The sequence below is a fragment of the Yersinia alsatica genome, from assembly GCF_025133195.1.
GTDB lineage: Bacteria > Pseudomonadota > Gammaproteobacteria > Enterobacterales > Enterobacteriaceae > Yersinia > Yersinia alsatica.
Map to the genome: position 1 here is coordinate 4,276,080 of NZ_CP104006.1, position 26,438 is coordinate 4,302,517.

Genomic DNA, 26,438 nt, shown 5'->3' on the forward strand with positions numbered 1-26,438 from the left:
AATTTATGGATAGGTTCCTACTCGATAAGGAGTTAACTATGTTGCAAACCACAGTGCTGGCCTTACACGGCCTCTCCTGTATGAATTGTGCCAAACGCGTGAAAACTGCGCTAGAAAGCCGTGAAGATGTTCATCATGCTGAAGTGAATGTTCACTATGCGAAAGTCACTGGTGAAGCTGAAACTCATGTGCTGATTGATACCGTCAAACAGGCAGGTTATCAGGCGGAAGAAGCTCAAACACCGGATGTTGAATTACAGCTCTCCGGCTTAAGTTGTGGACATTGTACCGAGTCTACCCGTAAAGCACTGGAAGCAGTTCCTGGTGTGATTGCGGCTGATGTGACCCTCGATAGCGCCAAAATTTATGGTCAGGCTGATGCACAAGCATTGATTGATGCCGTGGAACAAGCGGGCTATCACGCCACACGGCAAGGGGCTGAATCCCCAAAAACTGAGCCGCTGACTCACTCAGCCCCATCTCAGCCGGAACATCTGGCAGCGGCCTCTTCAACTGTTCCGGCAACAACATCAGCGGCAGAACCCGCAGCCAGTGATAGCGACAGTGTTCAGTTATTACTGACCGGGATGAGCTGCGCCAGTTGCGTGTCTAAAGTACAAAATGCGCTGGAAAGTGTTGATGGTGTCGAGGTGGCGCGCGTCAACCTTGCCGAGCGCAGTGCATTAGTGACCGGTCACCCCAGCAATGAAGCCTTAATTGCCGCGGTGAAAAACGCCGGTTATGGTGCTGAAATCATTGAAGACGAAGGCGAGCGGCGTGAACGCCAGCATCAAATGTCGCAAGCCAGTATGAAGCGTTTTCAGTGGCAAGCTGCTCTTGGCCTGTTGCTGGGTATCCCATTGATGGGATGGGGGTTATTTGGCGGCAGTATGACGCTAACGCCCGAAACCCAAACGCCGTGGCTGATTGTCGGGGTGATCACTCTGCTGGTGATGATATTTGCCGGCGGTCACTTTTATCGTAATGCCTGGGTCAGTCTGAAGAATGGCAGTGCCACCATGGATACTTTGGTGGCCTTGGGTACCGGTGCGGCCTGGCTCTACTCCATCACGGTGAATATCTGGCCAGAAGTTTTCCCGATGGAAGCACGCCATCTTTATTATGAAGCCAGTGCCATGATCATCGGTTTAATTAACCTTGGTCATGCTATGGAGCAACGCGCCAGACAGCGTTCATCAAATGCGCTGGAGCGCTTGCTAGACTTGGCTCCACCAACCGCACGGCGGGTGACAGACGAAGGCGAGCAGGTCATCCCACTCGCGGATGTGCAACTGGGCATGACATTGCGCCTGACGACGGGCGACCGCGTTCCGGTTGACGGTGAAATCGTGCAAGGTGAAGTGTGGATGGACGAAGCCATGCTGACCGGCGAACCTATCCCGCAACAAAAATCGGCGGGTGATGTCGTCCATGCCGGAACCCAAGTGCAGGATGGGTCAGTGCTGTTCCGCGCCAATGCCATTGGCAGTCAGACCACCTTGGCGCGCATCATCAAACTGGTCCGGCAGGCGCAAAGCAGCAAGCCGGAAATCGGCAAATTGGCGGATAGAATCTCGGCCGTGTTTGTGCCAACGGTGGTCGCGATTGCGGTTATTGCAGGGCTAATTTGGTATTTCTTCGGCCCACAACCGCAGCTGGTTTACACTCTGGTAGTCGCCACGACGGTGCTGATTATCGCCTGCCCATGTGCTCTAGGGCTGGCAACGCCGATGTCGATTATCTCCGGTGTAGGCCGTGCGGCCGAGTTTGGTGTACTGGTACGTGATGCAGATGCATTGCAGCAGGCCAGCAACCTCGACACTTTAGTGTTCGATAAAACAGGTACCCTGACCGAAGGGCAGCCGCAAGTGGTCGCTATTCATACCTTCAATGGTGTCAGCGAACAGCAAGCATTGGAATGGGCGGCGGCACTGGAGACCGGCTCTAATCACCCATTGGCGCGTGCTATTTTACAGCGAGCAGAGGGGCTGACACTGGCGACGGTTAACCAATTCCGTACATTACGCGGTTTGGGGGTCAGTGGTGAAGTCGATGGCATCCCGCTATTGCTGGGGAATAATCGTCTGTTGGAGGAACAGCAGATTGATACCAGTGAGTTGCAATCACTGATGCAGCAACAAGCTGAAAGCGGTGCTACTCCGGTTATTCTGACGGCACAAGGCAAACCGGCAGCGCTATTGTCGATTCGAGATCCACTGCGCAGTGATAGTGTTAGCGCACTGCAACGATTACATCAGCAAGGATACAACCTGGTGATGTTAACCGGTGACAACCCTATTACCGCGAATGCTATCGCCAAAGAAGCCGGTATTGATCAGGTGATCGCCGGAGTCTTGCCTGATGGTAAAGCAGAGGCGATTAAGCAACTGCAAGCTGCCGGGCATAAAGTGGCGATGATTGGCGACGGCATCAATGATGCACCAGCACTGGCACAGGCCGATGTCGGGATTGCCATGGGCGGCGGCAGTGATATTGCGATTGAAACTGCGGCGATAACCCTGATGCGCCATAGTTTGCATGGGGTAGCAGATGCAGTAGAGCTTTCCAAAGCCACATTGCGGAACATGAAACAAAATCTGCTGGGGGCATTTTTCTATAATGCGCTGGGGATTCCGATTGCAGCGGGTATTTTGTTCCCCTTCACCGGAACCTTACTCAGCCCAGTAGTGGCGGGGGCCGCTATGGCTCTGTCATCGATTACAGTTGTTAGTAATGCTAACCGGTTACTGCGTTTTAAACCTAGCACTCACCAAGTGTCAAAGTAATTGGAATGGCGACTTGTGGGGCTCGAACAGTTGAGGCCCATAAGTCACTGAATGCCGCTAACAACAGTGCGGTTTCAAAATCAAAAGGGGCTTTCCCGATAACCTAATGGCGCACAACACTTTCTTGTGCGCCATTTAGCGTTTAGCATGTTAGAAAACGCTAATAAGGGAACCACATGGGCCAATTATTACGCCGCATCGCAAAATTTCTGGGCATCACTGCCTCGGCGACCTATACCTACCCAGCTTTGGATATCACGTTACCCGGTGAACGTCATTTTCACTTAGTCGGTAGCATTCATATGGGAACCGAAGGTATGTTTCCCCTTCCCCACGAGTTGCTCAATAAGTTGAATCTGGCTGATGCGCTCATTGTCGAAGCTGATATCACTGAAACAGCCTCGCCCTTTGGTAACGATAGTCTTGATGAAGCATTAGTTGACCGGTTATCTGAAGAGCATTATCAACAGTTATTGCAGCGCTGCGAAGAGTTGGGCAGCGATCCACAATCCATGGCGTTTCTACCAGCATGGCAAGTTGCCCTAATGCTACAGGCCCGTCAGGCCCAACGTTTAGGGCTACGTGGTGAATACGGCATCGATTACCAATTATTGAAAGCGGCTGCGGCACAGGAGAAAAATGTTATTGAGCTGGAAGGCGCGCAAATGCAGCTCGATTTGCTCGAGACCCTGCCAGACAACGGCATGTCTTTACTGCTGGATACTTTGACCCACTGGCACACCAATGCCCGTCTGCTGCAAACCATGATTAGCTGGTGGCTGGAGCATCATCCGGTAAATGATTTGAGCACACTGGCGCCCACTTTTAGCCAAGGCCTGTACGACGTGCTAATGATTCAGCGCAACAAACGCTGGCAGCAGCAACTGGAGCAATTACCTGCCGGGCGCTATGTGGTTGCGGTCGGTGCACTACATTTATATGGCGAAGGAAATCTTCCTGAATTATTGCAACCCGGCCTGCAATAAAAAAATGGCCGATATCGCTATCGGCCAGTCAAAGAGGAATTTTCATTATTTTAGTTATTAAGCGCTCACATTCCTTGCGGATAATATGAGCAGCAAATACAGGGTAGCAACCTGACGATTAGATTAGCAACCGACATTCATCGTAACTCACATGACATTTGAGCATTATGCTGATTTTGTTAGGTTAATTTTTAACCTTACGCCAATGTTCATATGTAGGATAATCCACTGGAATAAATCTTCATTTTAAATTGGACGTTTATTATGACACCTGCAGTCGTTTTGCTGGAAAAACAAAAAGTTCCTTTCACCTTACACCCTTATCACCACGATGCCACAGAGACCAACTTTGGCGATGAGGCGGTTAAAAAGCTGGGGCTCAATGCAGACCAAGTCTATAAGACCTTGTTGGTTGCATTAAATGGTGATGCCAAAAATCTGGCGGTTGCCGTGACCCCCGTTGCCACCCAGCTTGACCTAAAAAAGGTGGCTCGCGCATTGGGGGCGAAAAAAGCAGAAATGGCTGACCCGCAGTTGGCACAGCGCAGCACCGGATATTTAGTTGGCGGTATTAGTCCATTAGGGCAGAAAAAACGCCTCCCTACAGTGATTGATAGCCCGGCGCAAGAATATGCCACTATCTTTGTTTCTGGCGGCAAACGCGGTTTAGACATTGAATTAGCTGCAACAGATCTGTGCCGATTACTGCAAGGTACATTTGCTGATATCGCGAAAAGGGATTGATAAATCGGTTGTATACCCAATAGATTTCGAGTTGCAGGTAGGCGGCAATAGCATGAACTCAAGGCGTTGAGATAACTCAATAAGTTGGGTGAATGATGACAGCCAACAACCCTGCAACTTGAAAGATGACGGGGATATTAACAAGGGGATGAAAGAAGCCTCCATCAGTAGCAGGAGGCTTCCAGATTCATCGCTTACTTATAAACAATCTCACCTTTCGGCTGATACTGACTAGCATCCAGTGGCGAGTGTTTTTCTATATACTGTTTCAGAACTTCTGCATCGATAAAACCAGTATTGACATACCCCGGCAAGGTATCAATCTTCGGATATCCATCACCGCCTAGCGCGTTGAAATTCAATGTCGCCAGACGATAAGTTTTATTCGGTTCTAACGGCTTACCCTGTATTTTCACCTCGCTAACCCCCTCGCCATCAGCCATCAGGCTAACATTGGCAAATTGAGCATAAGCGCCAGAATCTACTTTTTTATTTGCCACCACCGCCAGATACTTCTCAACCTCACTGCCTTTCATGTCGGCGTAAACCAGAGTATTACCGAATGGTTGAACCTTAAGCACATCTTTATAAGTGATATCACCGGCTTCGATAGAATCGCGAACACCGCCACCACTCATCACAGCAAAATCAGCACCCGCACGTTCCATTTGTGCCGCCAGTAACATACGTGCCAGATTGGTTTGTTCGAAGCGGACTTTACTGCGATCCCCCTCCAACTTGCCATTCACACTGCCCACTTTAATCTCTAGTTGTGCTTTACCCTGCTCTTCAAATGGGGTTAAAAGCTTCAGCATCGATGGATCTTGGGCAATCTCTTGCGTATAGAAAACTCGCTCGCTGGTACCATCCGCCTTCTCAACTTTTTTCTTTAAATTGATTGGAATTAACTGATAACTCACCAGTTTCAGCTCGCCATTACGGAAGGTAAAGTCAGCCCGTCCAACATATTTACCCCACTCATGGGCCTGCACGATCCACGTACCATTTTGTCGATCTGGGGCACAAGGCGTCCCCGGGATATAATTCGCCTGTTTATGATTTTCACTGGCCATACACACCGGGTCCTGCGAGTGACCGCCCACTATCATATCTAAATAGCCTGCGGGGAGGCTGCGAGCCATCTCGACATCACCTGGAGCATTAGAACCATGTTTGCCATCATCGTAATGCCCCATATGTGTCGCGGCGATAATAATGTCAGGCTTATCGGTCTTTCGCAGTTGATCGACAACTTGCTTTGCCTCTACCGCCGGCACGCGGAATTCGATATCCGTGAAATACTCGGGATTCCCGATCTTCGCGGTATCGTCAGTGGTTAAGCCAATTACCGCAATTTTCACCCCTTGCTTATCAAACAAAGCGTAAGGTTTGAATAACCGCTGTTGAGTACTTTTCTGGTAGATATTGGCGGATAATAGCGGGAAGGTCGCCCACTTTTCCTGCTGGCGCAGCACACTCAGTGGGTTATCAAACTCATGATTACCGATAGCCATGGCATCATAACCCACTAAATTCATACCACGGAAATCGGGCTCGGCATCCTGCAAATCAGATTCAGGCACACCGGTATTGATATCACCGCCGGAGAGCAGTAACAAATTTCCCCCCTCGGCGGCTACTTGCTTGCGAATCTCATCCACTACTGTTTTCTGTGCGGCTAAACCATACTCGCCATAATCGTTTTGCCAGAAATGACCATGATGATCATTGGTGTGCAAAATAGTGATGTCGTAAGTTTTGTCTTTTTCCCAAGCCGCCGCCCATCCCGGTGCAAACGCCAGCGACACAGCTAAGGCGCAGGCTGTGGTTGGTAATGAAAAACGCATGGCAAATCTCCATGTTGTCGTTAAAAACCAGCACCAAAAATGCCAGCTTAATGAATGAAATTTGAGGGATATATATCAATATCACGATAAATCAAGGTCATACTGTGACACACTTTGTATTGTAATGTGATGACGGAAGTACAAATTTCATAACTTTGGAATATATATCAAATTATGTCAGTAGTAGTAAAAATCATTCGAACTGCATAATATGTATTCATTACCAACATATTATTAACAGTGAAAACTATTAGGCGAATACTCATTATGACCGATCGCTCTGAGACTGGACTCCAGCCTTCCGTTAATACTTCTGTAAAACGCACCTCTTTCTCTATTTTGGGTGCTATCAGCGTATCTCACTTGCTCAACGATATGATCCAGTCGCTGATTCTGGCGATTTATCCACTACTACAAGCCGAGTTTTCACTGAGTTTTGCCCAGATAGGGTTAATTACCCTGACTTACCAACTGACGGCCTCGCTATTGCAGCCCTTGATAGGCCTGTATACGGATAAGCATCCCCAGCCCTATTCTTTGCCTATCGGGATGGGTTTCACCCTATCCGGTATTTTGTTACTAGCGGTTGCCACAACCTTCCCGGTGGTTTTATTGGCGGCAGCATTGGTCGGGACAGGCTCTTCAGTCTTCCACCCGGAATCTTCGCGGGTCGCTCGTATGGCATCTGGTGGCCGTCATGGTATGGCTCAGTCTATTTTTCAGGTTGGTGGTAATTTTGGCAGTGCTCTCGGCCCGTTGTTAGCCGCAATCCTGATTGCGCCTTACGGTAAAGGCAATGTTGGCTGGTTCTCACTCGCCGCATTACTGGCGATTGTGGTGCTATTGCAAGTCAGTAAATGGTATCAGCAGCAACAAAGAGCCAGTCATGGCAAAGTCATCAAGGTCTCATCAGCAAAAGTACTGCCGAAAAAGACGGTTGTAAGCACGTTAGCTGTCTTGATGGTGCTGATATTCTCTAAATACTTCTACTTGACCAGCATCAGCAGCTATTACACCTTTTTTCTGATGCATAAATTCGGTGTTTCAGTACAAAATGCCCAAATACATTTATTTGTATTCCTCTTTGCTGTTGCCGCTGGCACCATAATTGGCGGCCCTCTCGGCGACAGAATTGGGAGAAAATATGTTATTTGGGGCTCAATCTTGGGTGTTGCACCATTTACCCTTATTTTACCCTACGCATCGCTGTATTGGATTGGGATTTTGACTGTGATCATTGGTGTTATCCTGGCATCAGCCTTTTCCGCAATATTGGTGTATGCGCAGGAGTTGATCCCGGGGAAAGTGGGCATGGTATCGGGTCTATTCTTCGGTTTTGCTTTCGGTATGGGGGGGGTAGGTGCGGCTGTACTAGGGTATGTTGCGGATTTAACCAGTATTGAACTGGTTTATCAAATATGTGCATTCTTACCATTACTGGGGATATTTACTGCCTTACTGCCCAATATAGAAGATAAGTAATAGTAATAACCTTATAATCCCGACTGAGATATATGTTTCAGTCGGGAGAGTTCCCAGTGTAATCGTGATGAAAACATCAAATCCCCCACAAACAACCACTTCAAACAATTTCCATGTCAAACCAGACTTTTATCGATAAAAATTTAATTTTTATCGCGCATTGATCGCATAAATGCAATAAACTGATGTTATTGCTGTGAAATGCTACCGCCCTGTATATCCCAATAGATTTCAAAAATGCGGCGCTAGCCCAAAGAGTGAACCCCTAGTCTGGCGCATAATCTCGATCAACTTACTCAGGTAAGTGACTCGGGTGACAAAGCCGCTGGAAGCAGATTTGAATACAGCCCCACACCTGCAGCTTAAAAGATGGCGGGTATAACGAGAAGGAGTCTGGATGCACCACTCAACACCCTTAATTACCACGATCGTCGGAGGCCTTGTTCTCGCCTTCCTCTTGGGCACTTTGGCTCACCGTCTGCGTATCTCACCACTGGTGGGGTACCTTGCCGCAGGGGTGTTAGCCGGGCCATTCACGCCAGGTTTTGTCGCTGATACCTCATTAGCACCTGAACTGGCTGAAATTGGTGTTATTTTGTTGATGTTTGGTGTTGGGCTTCACTTCTCGCTTAAAGACCTCCTCGCAGTAAAAGCCATCGCCATACCCGGAGCGGTCGCGCAAATAGCCGTCGCCACCCTACTCGGTATGGGGCTATCCCATTTATTAGGCTGGGATTTGATGACTGGATTTGTCTTCGGTCTTTGTCTATCAACCGCCAGTACCGTGGTATTACTGCGAGCACTGGAAGAACGGCAACTAATTGATAGTCAACGAGGGCAGATTGCGATTGGCTGGCTGATTGTCGAAGATCTGGCGATGGTACTGACACTGGTCCTATTGCCGGCATTTGCTGGCGTGATGGGGAATGAAACCACCAGTCTGAGCCAATTATTCACTGAGTTGGCGATTACCATTGGTAAAGTCATCGCCTTTATTACGTTGATGATTGTTGTGGGCCGCCGGTTGGTTCCATGGATACTGGCCAAAACCGCCAGTACTGGCTCTCGTGAGCTGTTTACGTTAGCGGTGTTGGTATTGGCGCTCGGTATTGCCTACGGCGCTGTAGGGCTGTTTGACGTATCCTTTGCTCTGGGGGCATTCTTCGCCGGAATGGTATTGAATGAGTCTGAACTGAGCCACCGAGCCGCGCAAGATACCTTGCCACTGCGTGACGCATTCGCCGTGCTGTTCTTCGTTTCGGTTGGGATGCTGTTCGACCCGATGATCTTAGTGCATGAGCCGTTAGCCGTAGCGGCTTCATTGGCGATCATCATCTTTGGGAAATCAGCTGCGGCATTCATCTTGGTACGGTTGTTTGGTCACTCAAAACGCACCGCACTCACTATCTCAGTCAGCTTGGCACAAATTGGTGAATTCGCCTTTATTTTGGCGGGGCTCGGGATTTCTCTTGGTTTGATGTCAGAACATGGCCGTAATTTGGTACTGGCTGGCGCGATTTTGTCCATCATGCTCAATCCGCTACTTTTCACTCTGCTAGACCGCTATTTAGCCAAGAACGAAACCATGGAAGACCTGATTCTGGAAGAGGCTGTCGAAGAGGAAAAACAGATCCCTGTCGACCTGTGCAACCATGCTTTATTAGTGGGTTATGGCCGAGTGGGTAGCCTATTAGGGGCAAAATTGCATGCTGAAGGAATTCCATTGGTTGTCATTGAGAATTCCCGACCAAGAGTGGAAGCCCTACGTGAGCAAGGTATTAATGCGGTATTAGGCAATGCTGCCAGTGCAGATATTATGTCACTGGCACGTTTGGATTGCGCCCGTTGGCTATTACTGACAATTCCAAATGGTTACGAGGCTGGGGAAATTGTTGCCTCCGCCAGAATTAAACGGCCAGACCTTGAGATAATTGCGCGTGCTCATTACGACGATGAAGTTGTTTATATCTCCGACCGTGGTGCCAATCAGGTTGTCATGGGCGAACGTGAAATTGCTAACAGCATGCTTAATATGCTGAAAATAGAAACGCTGACTGAAGACGATAAGCGCCCAGTCTGCCCAATCTAAGCACCATTTCGTTATCCAATAAGACAAAAACAAACAGGGCCAGCATATGCCGGCCCTGTTTATTAATCTAACACTCTAATTACCGTTCCCAGTAAGACTCTTCCAAACTGTCTTCTCGCTCCGGCAAACCACGAGTTAAACGCGGTGAATGCTGATTCAACACTTGATAACTCACCCGATTGGCATATTTACATACTTGCGCCAATGAAGAGTAGCTCAGATAACTGCGCACATGTTTACTTGAGTTAGGAACATTATTACGGTGATAGCCATTAGCTGCAATGTCATGCAACACAGCAGATAAAGCGCCATCCCCTGCCCCATTAGTATTCATTATCTTCTCAGGCCCGCCCATATAAGGGGCTATATGCGAATAAATACGTAATGGATTATCACAATGCTCTTTGCGCATTGCTCGACTAAATTCATACAAGTTAAATTCAGCAATGGCACCGGGTAATAATGGGTGCTGAGTTTGACGTTTATTAGCTTCTTCCGTATAGCCTGCCATATACAGCCCATTAGGCCCGGCGGTACAGAGGACTAAATCAACCCAGTTCAATGCCATATCAGAGGCCATTAACGGATCATTTAGGCCCGTCAGCTCATAAGCCTCATCTTCATTCATCGCTACGATAGAAACGTGCTCATTAAGGAAATCACGCCACCACTGCGGATTATCTGCAATGACGTATTTCGTTCCTAATGTCATCACCACCGGAACATTGTGTTTCTTCGCATAACGAATAGCCTGCATAGTTGCATCAGGCATCGGCTCACCGGGTTTGCAGCGTACCAGATAAGCAGTAAGGACCAGTGCTGATGCACCCGCAATGACCTCTTCAGGAATACTTTCTGGCCGTAACTGGTTCATTTGGCCGGGACTGATAGCAAATGTTCGCTCACCATTTTCGGTGACTAAAGTAAAACAACGGCCAATCGCACCATCTACTGCCTGTAAATAATTCAAATCGGTGCGACTCGAGGTATTACACAGATAGCGATAGGCATAGCTGCCAATTTTAATATTGCTGCACATCGTACCTAACAAAATAGAACGGTCATCAGCCAACACTGAATAATTATGTAACGTATTACCGATGGTACCGCCAGCAAACTCATGAGTAATCAGTCCGTTAGCCATCAATTCTTGATAAAGACGTTCGGCGACATCATCCTCGATAACCAAAGAGTGCCCCTGACTAAGACCATAACGCGTAATAAAGTCCTCATCGACCTTCGCTTCAATATCAACCAGCGTCTGATCAATGCCAACAATATAAGATGTACTCACTTCATTTTCTGTCTGAGCCGGCTGCAATAAGGGATCGCGAGCATTAACAGGAAAATAGTGTTTAGATTTGCGTTTGCCAGGAAATTTCATTGTTGTGAGTTACAAATTTAGAAATGAAAAGATAAGGAATTTTAGCACAACTCATCCGGTATTCAGCGAACATAGCCATTCGGATTGGATTGCTGCCATTTCCATGCGTCTGTTAACATATCCGTTAAGTTTCTTTTAGCCTGCCAATCTAATTCTTTGCGCGCAAGTTCCGCACTCGCCCAGCATTCAGCAATATCACCAGAACGACGCGCCACTATCTCATAAGGAATTTTTTTACCTGATATACGTTCAAATTCCGTGATCATCTGAAGTACTGAATACCCAACACCGGATCCGAGATTATAGGCCTTGAACCCTTTGGTCAGTTTATTCAGTGCACAGAGGTGCCCTTCGGCCAGATCCATAACATGGATATAATCCCGAACCCCTGAGCCATCGATTGTAGGATAATCATTACCATAGACAGCTAACTTGGGGAGTTTCCCAATGGCAACTTGCGTGATAAAAGGCAGCAAATTGTTAGGTTTCCCATTTGGGTCTTCACCAATTAAACCTGATGGATGGGCGCCCACCGGATTAAAATATCGCAAGGCTCTGATGGAGAAATCTGGATAAGCACAAGAGAAGTCTTTTAATATTTGTTCAACCATGACCTTGGAAGAACCATAAGGATTTGTTGTGCCGCCAATACGGGCATCTTCGGTCAAAGGCACAAATTCAGGGTCACCATATACCGTGGCGGACGAACTGAATATCAATTTTTTCACACCAGCAATGACCATCTCTTCCAGCAAGATAATCGAACCGGTAACATTATTTTGATAATACTCAATCGGTTTAGCGACTGATTCACCAACTGACTTCAAACCAGCAAAATGAATAACAGCATCAATGTCATGTGCAGAAAATATTTTTTTAAGGCAATGTCTATCTAACACATCACCTTGGTAAAATATTGCATCTCGGCCCGTGATTTTAGCTACACGTAATAGCGATTCTGCCGAAGCATTAGATAAATTATCTAATACAACAACATCATCGCCTTGTTCTAATAATGTTAATACCGTATGTGAGCCAATATACCCTGCGCCACCGGTCACTAAAATAGTCATAATTTACCTATTCAATTTGATGAGTTAAGGCTGGGCCTGTGGACCAAGAATAATTTCTCGACATTTATCTTTGACATTATTTATATCAAATTTATTTTTTTGTTTCTGAGCAGCTTTATAAAATGAATCATAATTTGCAAATACAGTATTAAGAGCAGACTCCAGCTCTTCTGTTGTATTCTCAATTAAAATGCCATTTTGATCGACAACCTCACCACAGCCACCAACGTTACTAAGAATCACTGGTAGACTCGCACTGGTTGCCTCAATTGCCGCCATTGGTAAACCTTCACTTTCTGACGTTAATACAAAAACATCATACTCACTAAATTTATCGAACCCTTTGATTTCACCATAGAAATGAATATTTTCACAACTATCAAATTCTTTCTTAAGCTCTTGGTAATACTCACCATCACCAACAATATCGAGATCATATTGGGGATTGGCTGCTGCTACTTTTAAAATTAAGTCTGGTCGTTTAGGATAAGCTAACCTACAGACGTAAATAATTTTATTTTGACACTGGCGATCTGGCCGCTCTGTTAATGGTGTTATAGCATTAAGTTGGGTCACTATTTTTTCAGACTTAATGCCAATAATATTAACGGCTTTATCAGCATCACTTTGAGAAACACACCACACAACATCTGTAATATTCGACAGTAACTTTTCAATATAACAGAAGATAAATTTCAACAGGTTGCCATTATAGATACATGACCAACCATGAGAGACATATACGCCACGAAAGCGTAAGAATAAACGTGCTAACCGACTATAAAGACCGGCATTGGCTGAACTGGAGACAACAACATCAACGTTATTCTCTTTAAGGGTTTTATATAAAGAGTAAATAGCCTTAATACTGGCCATTTTCCTAATTTCAGGAATAATAACCACTTTGTCACAAACAATAGTTTCGGTGAGCCAACCCGGCTCAGAGGTTATCAAAATAATTTTGCAATCATCTTTAAGTAGCTTAACTTGCTCAAGAACCCAGCCTTGAGCACCACCAATGATTGATTTTGTGATAACAAATGCAATAGTCTTCATATCAGTTCCATAAACAACAAAATGCAAATATCGCCAGTGAACAACCCATGAATTATCAATGGACAGTCATATTCTCTGCATTCTCGTCGTGAGTCTTTTGCCAAACCAGGTCGCAGATACCATCTGTTGGTTGAAATCCTGCGGGTGCTTCTAATAATAAAGAGCGAATAGATTCATAATTAAAGTCATTACAGGCGGCTTCAATTCTATTTAGCAAAGCCTCCAAGTTAGGCCATTCAAGCATAACTTCGGTTGCTGTCATAATTCGCGGATGATAAGTATTTTGCACCGACTCGCCAATCAGTAGTTCTTCATATAGCTTTTCACCAGGGCGTAGACCGGAGATCTCTATCGCAATATCACCATCAGGATTTTCTTCACTCTTAATTGAAAGACCGGAAAGGTTAATCATCCGCTTAGCCAGATCAATAATCTTAACGGGATCACCCATATCCAATACAAAAACGTCGCCCCCTTGCCCCATTGCACCGGCTTGGATAACAAGTTGAGCAGCTTCCGGGATGGTCATGAAGTAGCGAATAATATCTTTATGAGTAAGAGTGATTGGCCCTCCCTCTGCAATTTGCTTCTTAAACAGAGGCACGACAGAGCCCGACGAACCTAGAACATTCCCAAAACGAACCATGCAAAACTTGGTCTTATCTTGCTCCTTCGATAATGCCTGTAATATAAGTTCAGCCATTCTCTTGGTTGCACCCATAGTATTGGTCGGTCGCACAGCTTTATCTGTAGAAATGAGAACAAACTTGTCTACCCCAGACTTTATTGCCGCTTTGGCACAATAAAGAGTGCCAAATATATTATTTCTCACCCCCTCAATCACGTTGTTCTCAACCAGAGGGACATGTTTATAAGCGGCAGCATGGTAGACAGTATTAACATTGAAGCTAGACATAACTTGGATTAAGCGCTTTTCACTTTGAACCGATCCAAGCAGTGCTACAAATTTTGTTTCGATATGATGATTTCTACAGATTGATGCTATTTCATTCTCAATGGAGTAAAGGGAAAATTCAGAAATATCAAACAGAATTAATAGGCTTGGCTTTTCGACAATTATTTGACGACACAACTCTGAGCCAATTGACCCTCCAGCACCAGTCACCATGACCACTTTATTAGTGATATTTTTAGCTAATAATTTTTCATCTGGTACTACCGGATCTCTGCCCAATAACTCTTCTATCGACACTTTTTTCAAGTTACTTATTTGTGCTCGACCTTCAACTAAGTCAGACATACCAGGAATAGATAGAACTTCACAAGAAAGATTTTCAAGTTTACTGACTACCGCTCGGCGCTGGCTCTGGCTTACACTTGGCATTGCAAGCAATATTTTCTTTATCCCATAGCGACCAATTAAATACTCAAGCTTTTCTGAGGGGTAGACTGTGACACCATGAATAACTGCCTTATGTAACTTAGGATTATCATCGACAAAAGCAATTGGGAAATATTCACTTGCTTGCATAAGAGCCGGTACTAGTTGCCGACCTGATGCACCCGCGCCATAAATCACAACCGGAATTTGTCCCCTAACTCCGTAGTTTAGTAGCATCCGAAAGAATAACCGAGAGCCGCAAATAAAGACTAGTGAGAAAATGAAGAACATGACAGAGACTGTTCTTGGTAAGTACACACCTAAAAAGTAAGAACCTAACACCAGCAAGCCGGAAGATAATATAACGCCAACTATTACCACATTGACGATCTTGGCACTTACATAGCGCAGTACGGCCCGATATAAACCCAGTTTGACATAGACCAAAAGAGTCGGTGGTATAATTACAGCTAAGGCAACCCACTGTTCAACGCTGGTAAATGGACTATCAACATCCAGTCGTACCCAGAAAGCCCCCCAATATGCTAAAGCAATTAGAATAGCATCTAGCAACAGCATAATAATTCGTTTGACAGGCCTTGGTAAAGATAACAAAAATACAAGAAACATAGAGTACCAACCCAAAGACGAAATACGCCATTAAAAAAACAGATTAAGCCGAGTTACTCAATTATTCATTTAACCCGCTAGTCATTATTAATTCCCGCATTAAGTTTATAATCAACATACAAAAGTGGAGTATAGGAAACAATCAATGCAATTATAGGATTAACTATATTTAGCCCAACCAATAATGCAATAGGAAATAGCCAGACAACATTAATAGCAATAGTAAGTAATGTAACGGACAAGTGACGTTTAAATTTTCTAGAGGCAATTTGATAGCCATGACTTCGATGAGCTTCATAAACTTTAAAACCACCAAGAACTCTGCGTACCAAAGTCCAGGTGGCATCGACGATAAATAAACCTAATAAAATTAGCCAACAGAAAAAGAATTTAGTTTCAATCCAACCGGCACTTATCGCCAAAGAACCAATTATTAGTCCCAGAAATCCGCTACCTGCATCACCCATAAATATTTTTGCCGGTGGAAAATTCCACAGTAAAAATCCTAAAACAGTACTCGCGAGCAACCAAAGAACTAAATAGCTATCCAGTTCAATGTGGTTGCCACTGATAAGATAGATAACAATCGCACCAATACAGACAATTACCGCTTCGGCACTTGCTAAACCATCAATACCATCCATAAAGTTGTAGAGATTAAGCATCCACACCAGAAATAGTAAACCGAACACACTCCCAAAGAGCCCAAGATCGATGGTATAGCCTGAGATAGTTAATGCAGGGAAACCACCTAAACAAAATAGTAAAAATGCGGCAGCAGAAAAATGAGCAAGGAGACGCCAGCGGGCAGCAATATGCCCATGATCATCCCAAAAACCAACTAGTGCTATGACTCCGCCAGAGATAATTAGCCCTACTGCGGGTAAAAGGGCCAGGTAACCTTGGAAATAGAACAGCATAATACCAATAAGAAAACTCACAACTATAGCAACCCCTCCTCCCCTTGGCGTTGGGATAACATGCGAGCTACGAGAGTTAGGTGTATCTATAATATTATTCTTTAATGCATAAACTCGTAACAAATAGGTTAGCATTACAGACACAACAAAAAAAATTGATATTAACAACATTAAATTTGGCATTTTAACCCCAATTCAATCTATAGCTACAGTAACTATAAATATATCTTGTTACTTTAGATGAAATCAGCTTGTTTTATTTTTATATTGATTATATATAGATATCCAGCGCTCAATGATTTTTTCAATTGAATTTGTTTTTGTGATTCGCTCTCTGGCTCTATTACCTAAGGTCTCTTTTTCTTCATTAGATAATTTTATCATTTTATTTATTTTTTGAGATAAACTCACAGGATCCTTTACTGGAACAATAGAGCCACAATCGCCCAGAGCCTCAGTTATACCGCCAGCATCCGTCGCGACAATTAATTTCTTACATGCCATAGCTTCAGTAATAACAAGCGGAAAACCTTCCCATTCAGAAGATAGGACGAAGATATCTGCAGCACACATTAGCTGTCTTATATCATCTCTCTGTCCAAGAAAGGTGACATACTTTTCGATATCAAACTCTTTGACCATGCTCTTGAGGTGATTTTCAAGATGCCCAGTTCCAACAATAAATAGACGCGGTATACTATGAAAACTGTTATTTTTAAGAAGTAAAGAATATGCCTTCAATAAATTGGGATAGTCTTTCGCTTCCGTGAGTCTCCCCACACTAAGCAGTATTGGAGTATCATCCAAAATCCCTAGCTCTGATCTCTTGGTATCTCTATCATCTGCTGAGAAATCAAATTGGGAAGTATCAATACCATTTGAAACAACAATCATTCTATCAATGCTAGATGCGCCTTTACGAATAAAAGAATCAACAGCATCTTGGCTAACATTGGTAGAAATAGAAGCCAGCCTGTCAGTATATTTATATGCCAACATCCGCAAAGAGCTTCCTTCATTAGTATTATGAGCTGTACATATTAAAACAGGAATTTTAGTGAATAGTCGTAAAAACCTTGAGAATATATTGGCATGAAACATGTGACTATGGAGAATATCTGGCTTGAATTTTTTTATTATTCGTCTAACTTCAAGCAAGCCTTTAAAAAAGCTAACCGGTGTTTTTTCTAATTTTAATTCATTTAACTGAACGCCATTACTGGGATTGACCAAAGTCTCACCAGTAAGAGATATAATCATGACATTATGCCCGGCCTCATGCATCTTGTTAGCAATCAAAACGGTTTGTTTTTCGGCCCCTCCCATACCAAGCCCAGTAATAACATATAATAAATTCACTAGTATCCTCGTTGTCTTATTTTCACATTTATATAATAAATATCATTATTTACAGTGTTCAGCCTTTATGTAGATATTGACTGTAATATTTCATCCATAATTACTATATGTTATCTATCAAGTCTTTCCATTTCCGACCTATAGTTACTTCTATTTGATATTTTTCTGAGTTCACTAATGACCTTAATGACATAGCTTCTCTTAAATTATCATCATTCATCAGTTTAATAAGACGTTCTGAAAAAGTATCACTATCTGCAAAAGGAATCAAAAATCCATCTTCGCCATCAATAATTAACTCAGAGGGACCGGTATCACAGTCATATGCGATGATAGGTAATCCACTAGCTTTTGCTTCAAGCAATACCATCGGGAAGCCCTCAAATCGAGAAGTCATTACATATATGGCAGATTGATCATACAAATCATGGACATTTGGCGTTGAAGGCAGTAACACTACATTTTTTAAATTTAACTCATTTATCTTTTCAGATAATAAGTTTTTGTCCTCGCCATCGCCTGCAATGACTAGTTCCCAATCGCTATTCACTTCTTCAATTTTTGCCCAGATATCAAGTAAAAGATCAAATCCTTTCTGATAACTAAGACGGCCCAAGGCCAAAATTTTTTTTGTATTTTTCTTTGTGAGTTTATTTTTTGGTGCAAAAGGCAATGGATTTGATATTGATACTATTCTTTCAGGATATTTATTCTCTTCTAACCAATACTCACGATCTTTCTCTGTTAATGTGACTACGGCACCAGCATATTTAGCAGCAAGTCTTCTAGCAAATTTACGCGACTTAATATTTAAATCATTTTTATAATTAAAATGTTCCCACGATATATGCTTTATATTGGTACCCAATAAAGATACAGTACTAAATAATGCTAACATTGTGTCAACATCAATGACTATATCTATTGATTCATCGATTAAAATACGACGCAATCTAAAAACCACTGAGAAATAAGCAAGTGAAAAGCGTATTTTTTTATCAAAAAGGGATACTAACTTTATTCTCTCATCTACATCAAATTTAGGTGATGCATTACCACTTAAGCTTATAATAATAACTTGATAGCCATCTTTAACAAGGTAGTTAGCAAGCGCTATGCTAACTCTCTCAGTACCACCGGTATGACTGATATCACCACCAAAGAAAGCAATTTTTTTCATAAAATCCCTTATTGTCTTTTTATTTTATTGATTATAAGACCAGGTAATGAAACGATTTTAACCAAGATAGAAGACTTGCTCTGGTTAATATACTTTTTATCAATTACAGCCAAAGTTTGATTAAGCCGTAAAACAGACTTTATAAAATCGAGTGGTCGATATAACCATATTTTTTTAGGCATATTATCAAGTAGCGCTTTACGAGATATATAGTGACCTACGGCATGCCTTTTTATCGATGACTTGCTTAATCGATTAGTATTTTCATCATCAAAAAAAATACGAACTGATATCGAACTATAATAAAATTTATAATTTTTGGATACGGTACTATAAAACCAGATTTCAGGAATAAAATTTACACCAGGCTCTACTGGATAAAAATATTTCCGTAACAATTCCGTTTTAAAAAAATCAATTCTCTCACCACGAATACCAGAGCGAAACTCCTCAAACCACGAACTTTTATTATCTGCGTTGGATAAATAACAATTATTAGGTTTCATTGTCTCTGAACTCACTGAAACAGCTCGAATCCCAATAATTTCTTTATCGTCAAATACAGTCTTTATCGAAAGCAATTTATTAATAGAATCGTGAACAAGAGCGTCGTCGGAATCCAAGCCAATAAAGTAATTTCCGTTTGCATTTTTTACAGCTAAGTTCCATGCTGCCTGCTTACCACTATTATTTTGATATATATAATTTATCTTTAATCTATTTTCATTTTTAAATTCTTTAACTACATCCAAGGTATTATCTGTCGAACCATCATCAATTATTAACCACTCGATATCATCTCTACCCTGATCTAATATCGAAAGATAGCAGCGTTTTAATAGATGAGCCCTATTGAAGGTAGGCGTGAATATTGTAACTAATATCATTTTATTTTCTCATCTCATGTTCAACAGATGATACCAGTCTGAAAAATAGCTTACGTTTAAAAAAATAATACAGAATTGGTTTTAATTTTCCGGCATGTATAATAGGACTGAATGGAACTATTTTGTAAGATTCATTAAGGCTTTTCAAAGCTATACACTTATCCAAATGATATACTCTGGCGCATTTTGATACATGAGAAAGAAATACACTAGCTAAAATAATAGCCCAATATTTACTTCTGCACTCTGTATATTTATCTGTAAAACGTTTTAATCCGAATTCACTATCATCAAGATCTAATATATTTAGATTTTTAGTAATACTACTTGAGACTTGCCTATATTTGACTATTAAATTGTTAGATTCAAATATAGAGCTACAGTTATTGATTAGTATAGGAAGCAATAATTGATCTTCAAATCGTCGTCCAATATCAAAACTAATATTATTGAAAATTTCTTTTTTAAAAAGAAATCGCCATACATAAAACATTTCACTTTTAGCTATTTTAATTTTAATATAATCAAGTCTGTCAGAAAAAAAATTACTCTCTTTAGCTAATTCAAATACTTTCTCTTTATCATCTACAATTTCAGAGTAGTTAAAAACAATACAACTTGGTGAATAATCTAAAACTATTCTCTTGATAGAACTATATATTCCATCACACCACAGATCATCAGAATCCAGGAAAGTAATATATTCTCCCGCAGAAATGGACACGCCTTTATTTCTTACAGCCGATATACCTGAATTTTTTTGATCGATGTAGATAAATTCATATTTTTCGCCATACTTTTCTATGATGGCAGGAGAGTTATCAGTTGAGCCATCATTAATAATAATGACTTCGAGGCTACTATCCCATTGAGAAAAAACAGAATTTAGACAAAGCTCAAGATATTTATCTGCATTAAATACCGGTATAATCAATGAAAGTATTTTTTTATTGTCCATTTTTATTTCTCGAAAGAATTTCAAATAACAAATTTTTTCTCTTAAGAATTAAAACCAAGCATACGAAGGATAAAGCTTCGATAGTAATAATTGAAATAACCCCCCCCCAAGCACCATACTGAGATGCAAGATATGCACAAAGAGGAATATGAATTATTGCAGAAACTATTGGTAGAAGAGTATAAGACTTCCTATGCCCATGAGGTAGTAAAATATAATTACCCAGTACTGTTGATTGTATAACAAGAAGATAGACCGGAGTAAATAAAATCAAAAGCGCTGATACTTCAGAATATTCTGGGCCAAACATTATTCTGGTAATCAGTTTAGAAAAAATAACAACGAATATTATGATAGCTATACATAGAGCCCCTTGCCAATAAAAAATCTTCCTTATTAAGGCATAAGCTTCTTCTTTTTTATTAACTAGCAAAGAATTTATTCTTGGATAAAATGCATTTCCCAAGACCAAGAACACTCCGAGAATAGCACCTTTAACTCTATCTGCCGCAGTAAATATGCTGACCTCGTATACATTACTGAAGATACCAATGATAATTGTTGTGCTCATGGTATAGAGGCTGATAGATAAAGTTGCACAAAATATTGGGAATGAATCTTTTAGTGTATACGCTAACCTTAGGTTAGAGAAGCTAACGGCTCTTACTAATTTTTTCCGATATATATATATTATAGCGATGATCCCTGCCAGTAAGTTCATTGATGATTGAATCATTACTGCATACTTAATATCAGCATCACTACGAACAAATATAAAAAATAATGGCAACATCGATAATTTTGCCACTATCATTAAATTTGTAACAACAGACAACTTTTCTATCCCTTGGAAAAACCATACCGGCATCAATGTTGTACCTATTAACATGAGTACCGTATAAATTAATTCGCTCTTAATTACAGCATGTGAATTCGTAGTAACAAGCAAGATAACGATTAAAATAGAAGCCAAGCATAATATTGACTTAGAATACAATGTCTCAAAGAAAATCTTAGATATGTATTCAGGATCATCTTGATGTTCAGCTATTTTTTTTGATGCTGATAAGTTAAATCCAAAATCAATTAAAATAACAAAATATTGGGCTAATGAGAGTGTAAGACTATAAACACCAAACCCCTCGACTCCCAATACTCGAGTTAAATATGGGAGAGTTAAAAGAGGAATAATATAGTTACTACCCTGCAATAAAAGTAAAGAAAAAATATTCCTGCGGAGCACTGACATTTTTATTTCCAGTTATTGGATTAAATTATATTTCTCATAAGTATTAAGCCTATTAATTATTTCTTTTTCTTACAAAGTAAGATCAATTCTGTGTGATTTATGACAAAACTTTGGCTGAAAACAAAGCACGCTACCGCCCTTGGCTTGCAGCTACCAATGTACTGTTCTTGGAATCCGACATTCTGTTCAACCGAATAAAAATCAATTTATAACAAATAGTTACAGAAAATAATCATATGCCTATTTTTTATAATTAGGTAATTCTCATACATCTAAGCAGGTATTACAAGCAAAAGGCCGGGTAAAAAAGTGTCATGATGGGTCACTCAGAGACTGAATGATACATAACAAATTATGAATACAAGGATAGTGAACCAATCTCTTGTTTTACCAGTTGTTCTAAAAGATCAATATGGCTCTCGTCGTCGTTCAGTGCCGGAATATATTCAAATTTCTCACCGCCTGCATGTAAGAAAATTTCTCGGTTTTGCTCTTTGATCTCTTCCAGTGTTTCCAGGCAATCAGCAGAAAAACCGGGGCAAATCAGCTGAATATGCTTAACCCCTTGAGAAGGTAGGTTTTTTAATGTCTCGTCTGTATAGGGGGTAAGCCAAGGCTCGCGGCCAAATCGAGATTGATAAGTCATCATGATCTGTTCTGCTGGCAAAGTTAATCCTGCTCGTAATGCATGGCTGGTATCTTCACAACGCTGCGGATAGTCATCCCCTAAGCGGGCATAGCGTTTGGGAATGCCATGGAAAGAGAGCACTAGCCGATCAGGTTTCCCATGTTGCTCAAAAGCACGTTCAACACTTTGCTTCAACGCCGAAATATAAGCTGGATGTTCAGCATAATCACGGATAAATGACACCGACGGTAAGCGGCGATAGCCTTTCAAAATACGAGCAACAGCATCCCAAACCGCGGCACTTGTCGAGCAAGAATATTGCGGGTAAAGCGGCAAAACCACCAGCTTGGTCACGCCTTGTGATAACAGTTTATCAATTGCATCAGGTAGATTTGGCGAACCATAACTCATCCCCAGCTCGACGGGAATATCTGGCATACGTGAGGCTAGCGCTTTTTGCTGTCGCCGACTATAAACCAGTAAAGGCGAGCCTTCATCCATCCATACTGACTGATATAATTTTGCTACGCGCGGTGAGCGAATCGGCAAAATAACGCCATGTAACAATGGCCACCACAGCAAGGGGGAAGTATCAACCACTCGGCGGTCACTCAGGAACTCAGCCAGATAGCGTTTGACCGCTTGTGGTGTCGGGGCATCCGGTGTCCCCAGATTAACCATCAGTACGCCAAGCTTGCTTTGCATCATGCATAAGTCCTTGTTGTGGGTATTGCGTCGATTATTTGAGCGGGTGAAGACACTGTCGACGATATCCGTAAAATAAGAAAGGCGACCTTAGGCCGCCTTAGCTATCTTACCATCCAGAATTAACCGAGAATAGTCGCCAGTTCTGCACTGACTTCTGCTACTTTACGGGTTCCGTCCAGTTTAAAATACTGTGTGTTTCCTGCATCAGCTTCTTTGCGATAATAAGAAACCAAAGGCGCAGTTTGTTGATGATATTCAATCAGACGTTTACGAACCGTGGCTTCCTGATCATCTTTACGAATAGTCAGATCTTCACCAGTGGCATCATCTTTATCTTCAACTTTTGGCGGGTTGAATTTAATGTGGTAAACACGGCCTGAAGCAGCATGTACCCGACGACCGACGATGCGCTCAACAATCAGCTCGTCCGGAACATCGAACTCCAGCACATAATCAACCTTGATACCGGCTTCTTTCATGGCATCAGCCTGAGGAATGGTACGCGGGAACCCATCTAACAGGAAACCGTCACGGCAATCGTCCTGTGTGATGCGCTCTTTAACCAATGCGATGACCAGCTCATCAGTAACCAGCTTGCCGGCATCCATAATTTCTTTCGCTTTCAGACCTAACTCAGAACCTGCTTTTACAGCGGCGCGCAACATATCACCAGTAGAGATTTGCGGAATACCGTATTTCTCCATGATGAATTGAGCCTGAGTACCCTTACCAGCGCCCGGAGCGCCCAGCAGAATGATACGCATTGCGTAAATCCCCTTGCTATGTAGTTTTTCTATACCCTTCATCTTTCAAGTTGCAGGTGTGTTGGCTGTTCTCGGTCACCAGAATCACTCACTTATGTAAGTTCATCAGGAATCTCTCGTTTGTCGCCTTGCTGCATGATGAAATCTATTGGGTATTTGTGTTTTTACTTAAAAAAAATCGAAATTGCGGAAAACAAGCAACCATACCATTTTCAGGGGGGTTGGCTCAAGGCATGCGAGTTTGCTTCAAGAGATAGAATGAATACGAAGAAGGTAAAATAAAAAAATAACACGATGAAATTAAACAAAAAAAACGCCCCAGATATAATATCTATCCAGGGCGCTTCATTACTTAATTAAGCTGTTAATAACTGATTCATTCTACGAATGAACTGGTTAGGATCTTCTAATGTCCCGCGCTCAGCCAGCAGCGCTTGATCCAGTAATAGCTCGACCCATTCGGCAAACTGAGCGTCATCAGCGACATCTGCCGCACGTTTGACCAAACTATGTTCTGGATTCAACTCAAAGATGTACTTCACTTCCGGCGCCTGTTGACCCGCAGCAGCAAACAATTTTGCCATCTGCGTGCTCATTTCGTCGGCATCGGTGGTCACAATCGCCGGAGTATCAGTCAGACGATGTGTCAGACGGACATCTTTTACGCGCTCACCCAGCAGAGTTTTCACCCGCTCAACAAAAGGCTCCAGCGCTTTATCCGCTTCTTGCTGCTCTGGACGCTCTTCATCTGCCAGCTTGTTCAGTGAATCATCTGCTTTACTGACTGACTGGAAAGCTTTGCCATCGAATTCAGTCAGGTAGCTCATCATCCATTCGTCAATACGATCAGATAACAGCAAGACTTCAATGCCTTTTTTACGGAACAGTTCCAGATGTGGACTGTTCTTCGCTGCGGCGTAGCTATCAGCAGTGATGTAGTAAATCTTCTCCTGCCCTTCCGCCATGCGACTGACATAATCTTCTAATGAGACAGTCTGCGCGGAGCTGTCAGTATGGGTTGAAGCAAAGCGCAATAACTTAGCGATGATGTCTTTGTTGCTGCCATCTTCCGCAGGGCCTTCTTTTAGCGCCATACCAAACTGCTGCCAGAACTGCTGATACTTCTCGGCATCGTCTTTTGCTAGTTTCTCTAGCATTTGCAGCACACGCTTGGTCAGCGCACTGCGCAGGTTCTGGGTAACACGGCTGTCTTGCAGAATCTCACGCGATACGTTCAGCGGCAGATCATTCGAGTCAATTAAACCACGGACAAACCGCAGGTAATTCGGCATGAACTGCTCAGCGTCATCCATGATAAAGACACGCTGGACGTACAATTTTAAACCATGCTTATGGTCACGATTCCACATATCCCAAGGTGCTTGTGCCGGGATATACAGCAAGCTGGTGTATTCTTGCTTACCTTCAACGCGGTTATGGCTCCAAATCAGTGGGTCAGTGAAGTCATGCGCGATATGTTTGTAGAATGCCTTGTATTCGTCGTCGGTTATTTCTGCTTTACCGCGAGTCCACAGCGCCTGGGCCTTGTTAATTTTTTCCCAAGTTACAGTGCCATCTTCTTCATTTTTGCTTTGGATTTCGACCGGCAGTGCAATATGGTCTGAATACTTGCTGATAACAGAGCGCAAACGCCAGTCATCCAGATATTCATCTTCACCTTCGCGCAGGTGCAAGGTGATTTCTGTGCCGCGATCTTCTTTGGTGATATCCGCGATGGTGTAATCACCCTCGCCTGCTGATTCCCAGAACACACCGGCATCGGCTGGGGCACCCGCAGCACGAGTACGAACAGTGACTTTATCCGCCACGATAAAAGCAGAATAGAAGCCCACACCAAACTGGCCGATTAACTGGCTATCTTTGGCTTGGTCTGAACCAATAGATTCAAGGAATGCTTTGGTCCCTGATTTGGCGATAGTACCGAGATTATCAATGACTTCATCACGGCTCATACCGATGCCGTTATCACTTAGGGTCAAAGTGCGTTTTTCTTTATCAAAAGATAAGCGCACGCGCAGCTCGCCATCCCCTTCGAACAGCTCAGGGTGAGACAGTGCACGGAAACGTAGTTTATCTGCCGCATCAGAAGCGTTGGAGATCAACTCTCGCAAGAAAATTTCTTTATTGGAATAAAGCGAGTGAATCATCAAATGAAGAAGTTGTTTTACTTCAGATTGGAATCCACGGGTTTCTTGACCTTTCATACTCATTAATTACCTCAATCCAAATTACCGACAGGTAGATAAAATCGAACAATGAGTATCAAGTGGGGCCAATAGAGGGTGGTTTCAAGTCGTAATGCAGAAAAAAATCAAGAATCAGGGGCGATTCACTGAATATCAGGA

Annotated in this window: 19 protein-coding genes; 5 read left to right on the forward strand and 14 right to left on the reverse strand. The window is 42.8% G+C overall.

What is annotated here, in order from left to right; translation table 11 throughout:
• The first annotated feature begins 38 nt into the window (after positions 1 to 38).
• The 3 genes from copA (at position 39) to ybaK (ending at position 4,516) form a co-directional block, all read left to right on the forward strand.
• The gene (gene copA, locus N0H69_RS19380; RefSeq protein WP_050151515.1) at positions 39 to 2,786 is read left to right on the forward strand and encodes a copper-exporting P-type ATPase CopA; all 2,748 of its coding nucleotides are present in this window, start codon (positions 39 to 41) and stop codon (positions 2,784 to 2,786) included.
• 176 nt (positions 2,787 to 2,962) lie between these two features.
• A complete protein-coding gene (locus N0H69_RS19385) occupies positions 2,963 to 3,772 on the forward strand; it encodes a TraB/GumN family protein (protein ID WP_050144935.1) in 810 nt (269 codons plus the stop codon).
• Between the two features lie 264 nt (positions 3,773 to 4,036).
• On the forward strand, positions 4,037 to 4,516 hold the full coding sequence (gene ybaK, locus N0H69_RS19390) for a Cys-tRNA(Pro)/Cys-tRNA(Cys) deacylase YbaK (RefSeq protein ID WP_005167764.1): 480 nt from the start codon (positions 4,037 to 4,039) through the stop codon (positions 4,514 to 4,516).
• A 194-nt stretch (positions 4,517 to 4,710) separates the two neighbouring features.
• Here ybaK and ushA read toward each other — a convergent pair whose 3' ends face one another.
• Positions 4,711 to 6,363, reverse strand: a complete 1,653-nt coding sequence (gene ushA, locus N0H69_RS19395) for a bifunctional UDP-sugar hydrolase/5'-nucleotidase UshA (RefSeq protein ID WP_050151517.1) — start codon at positions 6,361 to 6,363, stop codon at positions 4,711 to 4,713.
• 267 nt (positions 6,364 to 6,630) lie between these two features.
• Here ushA and rosA point away from each other — a divergent pair, with 267 nt between their 5' ends.
• On the forward strand, positions 6,631 to 7,845 hold the full coding sequence (gene rosA / locus N0H69_RS19400) for an MFS transporter RosA (protein WP_050108866.1): 1,215 nt from the start codon (positions 6,631 to 6,633) through the stop codon (positions 7,843 to 7,845).
• Between the two features lie 397 nt (positions 7,846 to 8,242).
• On the forward strand, positions 8,243 to 9,934 hold the full coding sequence (gene ybaL, locus N0H69_RS19405; RefSeq protein ID WP_050108868.1) for a YbaL family putative K(+) efflux transporter: 1,692 nt from the start codon (positions 8,243 to 8,245) through the stop codon (positions 9,932 to 9,934).
• Positions 9,935 to 10,013: 79 nt separating this feature from the next.
• Here ybaL and N0H69_RS19410 read toward each other — a convergent pair whose 3' ends face one another.
• From N0H69_RS19410 to htpG, 13 genes are all read right to left on the reverse strand, one after another.
• Positions 10,014 to 11,318 (reverse strand): inosine/guanosine kinase, encoded by a 1,305-nt coding sequence (locus N0H69_RS19410; protein ID WP_050133528.1) that lies wholly within the window; start codon positions 11,316 to 11,318, stop codon positions 10,014 to 10,016.
• A 62-nt stretch (positions 11,319 to 11,380) separates the two neighbouring features.
• Entirely contained in the window at positions 11,381 to 12,391 is a 1,011-nt protein-coding gene (galE, locus tag N0H69_RS19415; protein WP_050151519.1) for a UDP-glucose 4-epimerase GalE, read from the reverse strand.
• Between the two features lie 24 nt (positions 12,392 to 12,415).
• Positions 12,416 to 13,447 (reverse strand): glycosyltransferase, encoded by a 1,032-nt coding sequence (locus tag N0H69_RS19420; protein ID WP_050151522.1) that lies wholly within the window; start codon positions 13,445 to 13,447, stop codon positions 12,416 to 12,418.
• Between the two features lie 55 nt (positions 13,448 to 13,502).
• Positions 13,503 to 15,419, reverse strand: coding sequence for a polysaccharide biosynthesis protein (locus N0H69_RS19425; RefSeq protein ID WP_072077562.1), 1,917 nt, complete (start codon positions 15,417 to 15,419; stop codon positions 13,503 to 13,505).
• A gap of 77 nt (positions 15,420 to 15,496) precedes the next feature.
• Positions 15,497 to 16,522: an MraY family glycosyltransferase gene (locus N0H69_RS19430; RefSeq protein WP_050151524.1), complete on the reverse strand. Its 1,026-nt coding sequence runs from the start codon at positions 16,520 to 16,522 to the stop codon at positions 15,497 to 15,499.
• 63 nt (positions 16,523 to 16,585) lie between these two features.
• Positions 16,586 to 17,698, reverse strand: coding sequence for a glycosyltransferase (locus tag N0H69_RS19435; RefSeq protein WP_050151526.1), 1,113 nt, complete (start codon positions 17,696 to 17,698; stop codon positions 16,586 to 16,588).
• A 103-nt stretch (positions 17,699 to 17,801) separates the two neighbouring features.
• Complete coding sequence (locus tag N0H69_RS19440) at positions 17,802 to 18,878, reverse strand: glycosyltransferase family 4 protein (protein ID WP_050151528.1); 1,077 nt, start codon at positions 18,876 to 18,878, stop codon at positions 17,802 to 17,804.
• 8 nt (positions 18,879 to 18,886) lie between these two features.
• Entirely contained in the window at positions 18,887 to 19,765 is an 879-nt protein-coding gene (locus N0H69_RS19445; protein WP_050151529.1) for a glycosyltransferase family 2 protein, read from the reverse strand.
• Between the two features lies 1 nt (position 19,766).
• Entirely contained in the window at positions 19,767 to 20,723 is a 957-nt protein-coding gene (locus tag N0H69_RS19450) for a glycosyltransferase family 2 protein (protein ID WP_050151530.1), read from the reverse strand.
• On the reverse strand, positions 20,713 to 21,972 hold the full coding sequence (locus N0H69_RS19455) for a flippase (protein ID WP_050151531.1): 1,260 nt from the start codon (positions 21,970 to 21,972) through the stop codon (positions 20,713 to 20,715). Before N0H69_RS19455 ends, N0H69_RS19450 begins: the two co-directional genes overlap by 11 nt.
• Positions 21,973 to 22,324: 352 nt before the next feature.
• Positions 22,325 to 23,308 carry a ferrochelatase gene (gene hemH, locus N0H69_RS19460; RefSeq protein WP_050151532.1) on the reverse strand — a complete coding sequence of 328 codons (984 nt, stop codon included), beginning with the start codon at positions 23,306 to 23,308 and terminating at the stop codon, positions 22,325 to 22,327.
• A 119-nt stretch (positions 23,309 to 23,427) separates the two neighbouring features.
• A complete protein-coding gene (adk, locus tag N0H69_RS19465) occupies positions 23,428 to 24,072 on the reverse strand; it encodes an adenylate kinase (RefSeq protein ID WP_050108884.1) in 645 nt (214 codons plus the stop codon).
• A gap of 356 nt (positions 24,073 to 24,428) precedes the next feature.
• Positions 24,429 to 26,297: a molecular chaperone HtpG gene (gene htpG, locus N0H69_RS19470; RefSeq protein ID WP_050151578.1), complete on the reverse strand. Its 1,869-nt coding sequence runs from the start codon at positions 26,295 to 26,297 to the stop codon at positions 24,429 to 24,431.
• Positions 26,298 to 26,438 lie beyond the last annotated feature (141 nt).